Raw genomic sequence first — 331 nt, 5'->3', positions numbered from 1 at the left:
TTCTACGAGGTGCTGGTCCGCTCCTTCCACGACAGCAACGGCGACGGCGTCGGCGACCTGAAGGGTCTGACCGCCAAGCTCGACTACCTCCAGTGGCTCCGCGGGGGCTGCCCGTGGGTGGCGCCGGTTTTTTAATCCCCCCCCACGGGCGGGGGGTTAAGTCGGAGCCGTCGAACCCGCTGTCCGTGAGGGGGAATTGAAAGACGGGCGGCAGCAACAGGCAGTCCACGCGGAGCCACTGGAGGTAGTCGAGCTTGGCGGTCAGACCCTTCAGGTCGCCGACGCCGTCGCCGTTGCTGTCCTGGAAGGAGCGGACCAGCACCTCGTAGAA

Annotated in this window: 1 pseudogene; it reads right to left on the bottom strand. The window is 66.5% G+C overall.

The features are described 5' to 3' along the window. Positions 1 to 154 precede the first annotated feature (154 nt). Positions 155 to 331: pseudogene (locus IF37_RS44230) on the bottom strand (alpha-amylase family glycosyl hydrolase); the annotation flags it as partial.

Source organism: Streptomyces sp. NRRL S-31, assembly GCF_000718775.1.
In the GTDB taxonomy this organism is placed as follows: Bacteria; Actinomycetota; Actinomycetes; order Streptomycetales; family Streptomycetaceae; genus Streptomyces.
This window is presented reverse-complemented; position numbering and strand designations above follow the sequence as displayed.